The 8,777-nt window shown below is 73.5% G+C and carries 6 protein-coding genes and 1 pseudogene; 4 read left to right on the top strand and 3 right to left on the bottom strand.

All coding sequences use genetic code 11. The features are described from left to right. From ACIA6B_RS30930 to ACIA6B_RS30920, 3 genes and pseudogenes are all read left to right on the top strand, one after another. Positions 1-270, top strand: a pseudogene (locus tag ACIA6B_RS30930) (sodium:proton antiporter); the annotation flags it as partial. Between the two features lie 186 nt (positions 271-456). Beyond that, on the top strand, positions 457-1,803 hold the full coding sequence (gene nhaA / locus ACIA6B_RS30925; protein WP_396778789.1) for a Na+/H+ antiporter NhaA: 1,347 nt from the start codon (positions 457-459) through the stop codon (positions 1,801-1,803). 147 nt (positions 1,804-1,950) lie between these two features. After that, positions 1,951-3,240 carry an ArsB/NhaD family transporter gene (locus tag ACIA6B_RS30920; protein WP_396778574.1) on the top strand — a complete coding sequence of 430 codons (1,290 nt, stop codon included), beginning with the start codon at positions 1,951-1,953 and terminating at the stop codon, positions 3,238-3,240. 4 nt (positions 3,241-3,244) lie between these two features. Here the strand turns inward: ACIA6B_RS30920 and ACIA6B_RS30915 are convergent, their stop codons facing one another. Continuing rightward, positions 3,245-3,691, bottom strand: coding sequence for a CBS domain-containing protein (locus ACIA6B_RS30915; RefSeq protein WP_269691005.1), 447 nt, complete (start codon positions 3,689-3,691; stop codon positions 3,245-3,247). A 299-nt stretch (positions 3,692-3,990) separates the two neighbouring features. Here ACIA6B_RS30915 and ACIA6B_RS30910 point away from each other — a divergent pair, with 299 nt between their 5' ends. Further along, complete coding sequence (locus ACIA6B_RS30910) at positions 3,991-4,335, top strand: hypothetical protein (RefSeq protein ID WP_396778785.1); 345 nt, start codon at positions 3,991-3,993, stop codon at positions 4,333-4,335. Between the two features lie 7 nt (positions 4,336-4,342). Here ACIA6B_RS30910 and ACIA6B_RS30905 read toward each other — a convergent pair whose 3' ends face one another. After that, complete coding sequence (locus ACIA6B_RS30905) at positions 4,343-7,702, bottom strand: right-handed parallel beta-helix repeat-containing protein (protein ID WP_396778783.1); 3,360 nt, start codon at positions 7,700-7,702, stop codon at positions 4,343-4,345. After that, positions 7,699-8,766, bottom strand: a complete 1,068-nt coding sequence (locus tag ACIA6B_RS30900; protein ID WP_396778782.1) for a hypothetical protein — start codon at positions 8,764-8,766, stop codon at positions 7,699-7,701. The genes ACIA6B_RS30905 and ACIA6B_RS30900 overlap by 4 nt, the downstream gene beginning before the upstream one ends. Positions 8,767-8,777: the final 11 nt, after the last annotated feature.

Genomic DNA, 8,777 nt, shown 5'->3' with positions numbered 1-8,777 from the left:
GGCGACGAGGTCTTCCACCTCGTGGCGCTGACCATCGTCATCTCGATCCTGGCGCACTCCTCCACCGACGTCGTGGTCGCGCGGGCCTTCGACGAGTCCCGCGAGACGCCCGCCTGGCACGGCGTGCTGCGCCGGATCGGGCAGGCCCGCCGCTCGGCGGCGGGGCCACCGCTCCGCGCCGAGGGGCCGGACGGCGGGAGCCGGGCCGCTCCGGTCACCGGCGCCGGTTCCCACGGCACCGGACCCGACGGTCCCGCCGAGCCGAGGTGACGCCGATCCGGTGGCGACCGCCAAGCCGGCAGGACGCCGTCCGGTGGCCTGCCGCACAGCGCCGGAGACGGCCGTTCGGGCGGCCGGCGGCTGCCTGACCGGCGATGATCGATACGTCCGGCGCCGGGGCGGATAGGCTGGTCACGGTGTGCCGGGAAGCCTGGTCGGCGAGGTGATGGTCCCTGCCTGCCTACGAGGAGTCCCGTGTCTGACGCCGACCGCCGCAGCACCAGCCTGTTCGCCCGCCGCTCGTGGAGCGAGACCAGCCGCATCTCCACCATCCTCCGCAAGGAGACCGTGGGTGGCGCCCTGCTGCTGGTGGGGGCGGTGCTGGCGCTCCTCTGGTCCAACTCACCGTGGGCGGAGAGCTACCACACACTGCGTGACCTGCGGGTCGGGCCCGCCGCGCTGCACCTCGACCTCAGTCTCGCCACCTGGGCCGCGGACGGCCTGTTGGCGATCTTCTTCTTCGTCGCCGGGCTGGAGCTCAAGCGCGAGTTCGTCGCCGGTGACCTGCGCGATCCCCGCCGTGCGGCGATACCGGTGGCCGCCGCGGTCGGCGGAGTGATGGTGCCCGCGCTGCTGTTCGTCCTGATCGCCGCCGGCGCGGGGGAGGGCGCCGCGCGGGGGTGGGCCGTCCCGACCGCCACCGACATCGCCTTCGCCCTCGCCGTGCTCGCCGTGGTCGGCCGGTTGCTGCCCTCGGCGCTGCGGACCTTCCTGCTCACCCTGGCCGTCGTCGACGACCTGCTGGCCATCGTCATCATCGCCGTGTTCTACACCTCCGACCTGTCCATCGGGCCGCTGGCCGGGGCGCTGATCCCGCTGGCGGTCTTCGGCCTGCTGGTGCAGCGCCGGGTGCGCTCCTGGTGGCTGCTGCTCCCACTGGCGGCGGCGACCTGGGTGCTGGTGCACGAGTCCGGCGTGCACGCGACAGTCGCCGGGGTGCTGCTCGCGTTCACCGTCCCGGTCGTGCGCAGCGCCGCGGCCGGCGGTCCGGACGCCGGACCAGGGCTGGCCGAGCACTTCGAGCACCGGTTCCGGCCGCTCTCGGCCGGGGTGGCGGTGCCCGTCTTCGCCTTCCTCGCCGCCGGGGTGACCGTCGGCGGCCTGGCCGGGCTGACCACCGCGCTCACCGACCGGGTCGCGCTCGGCATCGTGGTCGGCCTGATCGTCGGTAAACCGATCGGCATCATGGCCGCCACTTGGCTGGCGTCGCGCGTCACCCGAGCCGACCCGGAAGATGGCCTGAACTGGTACGACGTGCTGGGCCTGGCGTTGCTCGCCGGCATCGGGTTCACCGTCTCCCTGCTCATCGGCGAACTCGCCTACGGCCTCGGCAGCGAGCGCGACGACCACGTCAAGGTCGCGGTGCTCACCGGATCGCTGCTCTCCGCGCTGCTCGCGACCGTCGTCCTGCGCGCCCGTACCCGGGTCTACCGACGGGTCCGCGAACTGGAGACCACCGACCGCGACCAGGACGGCGTGCCGGACATCTACCAGCCGCGGTCCGGCCAGGCCACCGAACACTGAGCCGACCGGCGTCCGGCCGCCGGCGGCCTCGTCGCCGAGGCCCTCGTGAACGGTGGATGACCGCCCGGACTGATAGCTTGATCTCGGTGTGCCGGGAAGTCTGGTCGGCGTTGCGGTGACGGCTGACCAGAACCGGAGAAACGCCGAATGAGCATCCTGGCCTGGATGGCGGTGGCGGTGTTCGCCGCCGCGTACGTCCTGATCGCCTCCGAGAAGATCAACCGGGTGACGGTGGCGGTCGGCGGTGCGGCGATCATGCTGGCCATCGGCGCCACCGACGCCGAGCACGCGTTCTTCTCCGAAGAAGCGGGGATCGACTGGAACGTCATCTTCCTGCTGCTGGGCATGATGCTGATCGTCGGTGTCCTGAAGCGCACCGGCCTGTTCGAGTACCTGGCCATCTGGAGCGCCAAGAAGGCGCGGGGCCGGCCGTTCCCGATCATGGTGATCCTGGTCGTCGTGACCGCCGTGGTCTCGGCGGCGCTGGACAACGTCACCACGGTGCTGCTGGTGGCGCCGGTCACGCTGCTGGTCTGTGAGCGACTCGACGTGCCACCCGTCCCGTTCCTCATCGCCGAGGTCATGGCGTCGAACATCGGTGGCGCGTCCACCCTCGTCGGCGACCCGCCGAACATCATCATCGCCAGCCGCTCCGGGTTGAGTTTCACCGACTTCCTGAACGTCATGGCCCCGCTGGTGCTCATCGTGATCGTCGTGTTCGTCGGCCTGTGCCGGATCATGTTCCGCAGGGCGTTCCGGTACGACGCCGAGCGTGCCGCACGGGTGATGGCGCTCCGGGAGGCGGACGCGATTCGCGACCGCCGCCTCGTCGTGATCAGCCTGGTGGTGCTCGGCGCGGTGCTGCTCGCGTTCAGCCTGCACACCGTGCTGCACCTGGAGCCGTCGGTGGTGGCGCTGCTCGGTGGACTGCTGCTGCTGGTGTTGTCCCGGCTGGACGCTCAGGAGGTGGCCAAGGACGTCGAGTGGCCGACGCTGGTGTTCTTCGCCGGCCTGTTCGTCATGGTCGGCGCCCTGGTGGCCACCGGGGTGATCGACAGCATCGCCCGGTCGGCGACCGGGGCCGTCGAGGGCAAGCTCTGGCCGGCCACCATGTTGCTGTTGTGGGCTTCGGCGGGGTTGTCAGCGATCGTGGACAACATTCCGTACGTGGCGACGATGAGCCCGATCGTCAGCGAGTTGGTGAACGCCGAGGGCGGGCTCGACAAGGCTCAGGTGCTGTGGTGGGCGCTCGCCATCGGCGCTGACTTCGGCGGCAACGCCACTGCCGTGGGGGCGTCGGCGAACGTGGTGGTGCTCGGCATCGCGGACCGGGCCGGGCACAAGATCACATTCTGGGGCTTCACGAAGTACGGCCTGATCGTGACCGTGATCTCGGTGGCGATCGCGGTGCCGTACCTGTGGCTGCGGTTCTTCTGACTCCTCAGGTGCCGAGGATCCGGTCGAGCAGCCCGTCCAGGGTGATCGCCCCGGTCATCACCTGGTCGCGGTCCACGACCGCGACCAGCGGCACGTTCGTGCGGGCCATCACCGAGGCAACCTCAAGCAGAGTGGCGTCGGCGCTGACCGCCGGCAGGCCCGGGCGGTTGCGGGGAAGCAGATCCGCGACGGTACGGTTACCGATCCCCGCCAGGACCACGTCGGCGGCGGCCTCGTCGATCACCCGCGCCAGCGCCGGATCGTCCTGGCAGTAGGACGGCAACGCCATGCGCAGTACCTGCGTGCCCGCCAGGACCGTCGACGGGCGACCCGCGGTGTCCACCACGATCAGGCCGGGCAGATCCTGCGCCGCCAGGATTCGGGCGGCCTCTCGGGCCGGCATGTCCTCGGTGACCGTGTCCATCGAGATCGCTACGTCGCTCGCGCGCATGCACCGACGATACGCCGGGCCGTCGCCTCGGTCGCGCGCATGCCGCCGGGCCCGCCATCGGCGGCGGCGACGCGCCGACGGCCACCGCCGCCGTGACGATCGTTGCGCGCCAATCGGTCGACCGGGCCGTCAGCAGGCGCGGTGGTGGTGGAACGGGGGGCGGGGAGGTGCGGCAGGCGGCTGGGGGCAGCTCCGGTGCTGCGGATGGCCGTGACCGAACGGCCAATCCAGGTACGTCTATGCGGCGGCTAGGCTGGCGTTGCGTTGAGTCATCGCTCGACCACGTTGGGAGGAGTTCCATGCGTACCACCGCCAAGGTCCTTGCCGCGTCCACCCTTGCCGCTCTGGGCCTCGCCGCCGCCGGTGCCACCCCGGCCCTCGCCGCCGCCCCGGCGCCCTTCTGCGAGTCCGGCGCCTCGCAGTTCTACTGCGACGGCAGCAGCACCGGCACGACGACCTGGAGCATCACCTGGTACTCCGGCAGCGTCGGCACCTTCACGACCGCCGGGTCGACCCTCTTCGCCGCCTGCCCGGCCAGCAACCTCGGCCACCCCGTGCGGGCCAGCTACAGCTACTTCGACGGCAGCACGACCCAGTACAGCGGCACCACCCAGTTCATCTGCCGCAGCGGACCCTGGCAGTAGAGCCGGGTCAGGGCGTCGCGGCCGGGGTCACGTCCACGGCCTGCAACGTCTGGAGCTCCTCCACCGACAGGTCGGTACGCCCCCGGAGCCGGCTGGCCTGCCGGGTGACCGCCTCGTCGAGTAGCTGACGGGCGTACCGGCCGTTGCCGAAGGACCGGCCCTTCGGCACCGCCGTGAAGTGCGCCCGCAGCGCGTCGAGCGTGCCCAGCGGGCACTCGTACCCGCTGGCCGCCGCGAGGCTCTGAAAGATGGCCAGCAGCTCGTCCGGCGTGTACTGGGCGAAGTGGATGTGCCGGGTGAACCGCGACTCCAGGCCGGCGTTGGCGGCGAGAAACGCCGCCATCTCTTGGTCGTATCCGGCGACGATCACGACCACCTCGTCGCGGTGGTCCTCCATCAGCTTCACCAACGTGTCGATCGCCTCGCGACCGAAGTCGTTGTGGGCGTCCGGGGGAGTGAGCGTGTACGCCTCGTCGATGAACAGCACGCCGCCACGGGCGCGGTCGAACGCCTCTCGGGTCCGGTGCGCCGTGTGCCCGATGTACTCGCCCACCAGGTCGGCGCGCGCCACCTCGACGACCTGCCCACCGCTGAGCACCCCGAGGGCCGCCAGCAGCCGGCCGTACAGCCGGGCGACGCTTGTCTTCCCGGTGCCGGGCGGCCCGGAGAACACCAGGTGGCGGGAGACCGCGGGGGCGGGCAGCCCGGCGCTGATCCGGACCCGGGCGTTGGCCAGCAGGTCGATCAGGTCGGCGACCTCCCGCTTCACCGCCTCCAGGCCGATCATCGCGTGCAGCGAGGCGAGCAGGCCGTCCACCGCGGCGCTGCCGGCCGCGTCCGAGCCGGCGGTCGCGGTCGGCGCGGCGCCCAGGTCCTGCGGCAGCAACTGGGCCAGCTCCACCCCGTCACTGGCGCCCTGCGCGGACAGCCGGTACGCCTGCCGGCCGATCATCTCCTCGAAGATCTTCCGGGCCACCCGGGCGTTGCCGAACGACTCGGTGCGGGGCATCGCGTCGAACAGCCCGGCCAACGCGGCGCGGGTGTCGTACTCCAGCACGTAATGGTGGGTGCGGCAGAGCCGGTCGACGATGGTGACCAGCTCGTCGGTGCGGTAGCTGTCGAACTCGACGGTGCGGGAGAAGCGTGAGGCGAGGCCGGCGTTGCCGGCCAGGAACTGCCGCATCTGCGGCGAGTAGCCGGCGACGATCACGATCACCTCGTCGCGGTGATCCTCCATCAGCTTGACCAGGGTGTCGACGGCTTCCCGACCGAAGTCGTGCCCGCCCGCGCCCTCGATCGGATTCAGTGTGTACGCCTCGTCGACGAACAGCACGCCGCCCAGCGCCTCGGTGAACTTCTGGGTGGTCTTCACCGCGGTGCCGCCGATGTGCTCCGCGACCAGGTCCGCCCGGGACGCCTCGACGAGCTGGCCGGATTCGAGCACCCCGAGGGCGGTCAGGATCTGGCCGTACAGCCGGGCCACCGTGGTCTTGCCGGTGCCCGGCGCCCCCGCGAAGACCAGATGCCTCGACATCGGCGGGCGGGGCAGCCCGGCCGCCGCCCGCCGCTGCGCGACCTGGTGCAGCCCGACCAGGGTCGCCACCTCCTGCTTCACCGCCGCCAGGCCGACCAGGGCGTGCAACTGCGCCAGCAGCGGCGCGACGGTGTCGCCGCCGTCGGACGCCACCGCGTCCGCCTCGGCGTCCGTCGCCCCCGGTGACGGGAACCGGACCGGATCCGGGATCCGCCGGCCCGGCTCCGGGTCGGGCGGGGGCACGACGGGTGTCGCGTCGGGGGCCGGGCGGTCGCCGGTCCGGGGCGCCTCCCGCCGGTCCGGGTGGGTCGCGGCCCCCACCCGGCGGATCTGTTCACGCCGGTTGCCGGTGATGGTGGCGCCGGTCAGGTCGACCGGCTCCCGCGTTTCCAGCAGCACCCCGTCCGTGCCGTTGTCGACGACCTCCGACCGGGCCAGCGTGCCCCGGGAGCCCGGTGCGAACCGCACGCCGACCAGGTCGCCGCCGCTGACCCGGCTGTGCCGCAGGTCGAGATCGCCGGCCGCCTCGACCACGACTCCGGCGCGGGCCGCCGAGCCGATCTCGCAGGAGGTGAGGGTGGCCTGGCCGTCACCGGCGACGATCACCCCGTACGGGCCGCCGCGCAGCCGGGAGTCGGTGAGCACCAACCGGGCCCCGGCGACCCGGACGGCGGCCTCGCCGCAGCTCTCGACGGTGCAGCCGCGCACCGTGCCGAGCCCGCCGTCGACGCACTGCACGCCGTACTCCCGGCAGTCGGCGACGGTCGAGTCGTCGAGCACCGGATCGGCGCCGGTGCGCACCAGCACGCCGGTCCGGCCGCCGCTCACCGTGCACCGTGTCAGGGTGCCCCGGGCTCCGCCGTCGAAGACCACGGTCGCGTCGCCGGCGCCGGTGATCCGGCAGTCGTCGAGAGTGGGCGCCGCGCCGCCGGTGACGGCGACCGCCGCCGCGGCGGTGGCGTCGAGCCGGCAGTCGACCAGCCGTCCGGTGGCGGTCTCCAGGGCGAACACGGCGTGCCCGGTGGTGGTCTCGACCTGGCAGCGCGACAGCGTCGGGGCGGCGTCCCCGGCGATCACCACCCCGTGCCCGTCGACCTCCCGTACGACGCAGTCCTCAAGCGTCGGACGCCCGCCGGTGGCGACCAGCGCGGGGCCACCGGAGTCACGGATCGTGGTGCGCAGCAGGCGGACGGCGCCGCCGCTCTCGACGGCGACCGCCGGCCCGGCGACCGCGGACACGACACAGTCGGTCAGGCTGCCCCGACCGGCGCGGGCGGACAGCACGGCCGGTCCGGCCGTTTCGGTCAGCGTGCAGTCCACCAGCTCCGGGTCGGCGCCGGAGGAGATCACCACCCCCGCGCCGCCGACGTCGCGGACGGTGCTGGCCCGCACCGTCCCGGTCATCCCGCTCTCCAGCAGCAGACCGGCTCCGGCGGCATTGCGCACCACGCAGTTGTGCAGGTCCAGGCGGCTGTCGCCGGCGTGCAACGCGACCAGCCCGTCGGCCGTCAGCTCGCAGTCCGACATCCGCAGCGACCCGCCGGTGACCTGCACCGCCGGGAACCGGTCGCCGCCCCCGACGACGGTGATGCCGCGCAGCTCCACCCGGCCGGCGCCGACGAAGAGGGCGACCGCGTCCGGCGCCTGGAGCGTCACGGTGCCGGGGCCGTCCTCGGCGGCCAGCGTGACGTCCCCGACGATCCGCAGCTCCTCGTGGTAGATGCCCGGCTGGAGCACGATGGTCGTGCCGGGGCCGGCGACCGCCAGCGCGTCGGCGATGCGGGGCAGCCCGCCCGGCTCGGTGTGCGACACCGATACCACACTGGAACTCATCGTCGCGAACCTCCGGGAACGGGAGCGGTGGACCGGGCCGGCGTCGCGTCGGCGGGCCGGTCCGGGACGAAGCGGCGACCCCGGTCGTCCAGGCCGATCGGGAAGTCCATGGTGATCGGGGCGTGGAGACCGGCGGCGGTCGCGTTCGCGCGCAGCCGCCGCAGCGTCTCCTCGCCCCGACCGGCCGCCGTGGGGCGCTCACCGGTACGGTCGCGCAGCAGCACCCGCACGGGGCCGTCGCCCTCCGGATCGTCGACGGCGAGCACCGCGAAGCGGCTGCCCGGCGGGAAGGCCGCCGTGGGCCGGGCCGGCGAGGTGAACGGGTCGATCCGTCGGGCGCTGACCGACCAGATGACGTACTCGACCGCGACGTCGGGACCGGCCCCGCCGGACAGTCGCACGTCGACGAAGGCCGGCTCGACGAGTTCGTCGCCGGCCCGGTAACCGTCGGCCGTCGGCGCGCTGCTGGTGGCGTAGACCGGGCCGATGACGGTGGGGAGGCGGCGCAGCCCGCTCGCCGCGCCTCGGGCGAGCAGCGTGGCCGCCCCGGGCGGGCCGTCCGATCCCCGGAGGACATGGTTCACCGCCGCCGGGTCCGCCGCGTAGGCGCAGAGCGCCACCAGGTCGCCGACCAGGTCGGCGCCGTGACCGGCAGCGCGCAGGCCGGGCTCCTCGGCGAGGGTGCGGGTGACCACCCGGGCGTACGCGTCGTAGCGGTCGGTCAACGCCCGCCGCAGCCGGGCCCGGTCCTCGGCGCCCCATTCACCGCCGGCCAACCATCGGGCCACGCCGGGGGTCCCGGTCGACCGCGGTGGGTCGGACGCGGGCCGAGCGGGGCTGACCGCGGCCGGGGCGTCGGGTGTCGTCGGCCGGGGGTCGGCGGCGACGGCCGGCGCGGTCGGCGGGCCGGACAGCGTGGCCAGTCCGCTCCACCGGCCCGCCCACCGGCCCGGATCGAGGACGGTCGCGCGGGACGTCAGCTCCTCGGGTGTGTCGTCGAGCGGGGGTGGCGCGTCGACGGCCGGCGCGCCGGCCCGGGCCGGAAGCGGCAGCGGGACGGTCAACCGTGCCCCCT

This window comes from Micromonospora sp. NPDC051141, from assembly GCF_044455765.1.
In the GTDB taxonomy this organism is placed as follows: domain Bacteria; phylum Actinomycetota; class Actinomycetes; order Mycobacteriales; family Micromonosporaceae; genus Micromonospora.
This window is presented reverse-complemented; position numbering and strand designations above follow the sequence as displayed.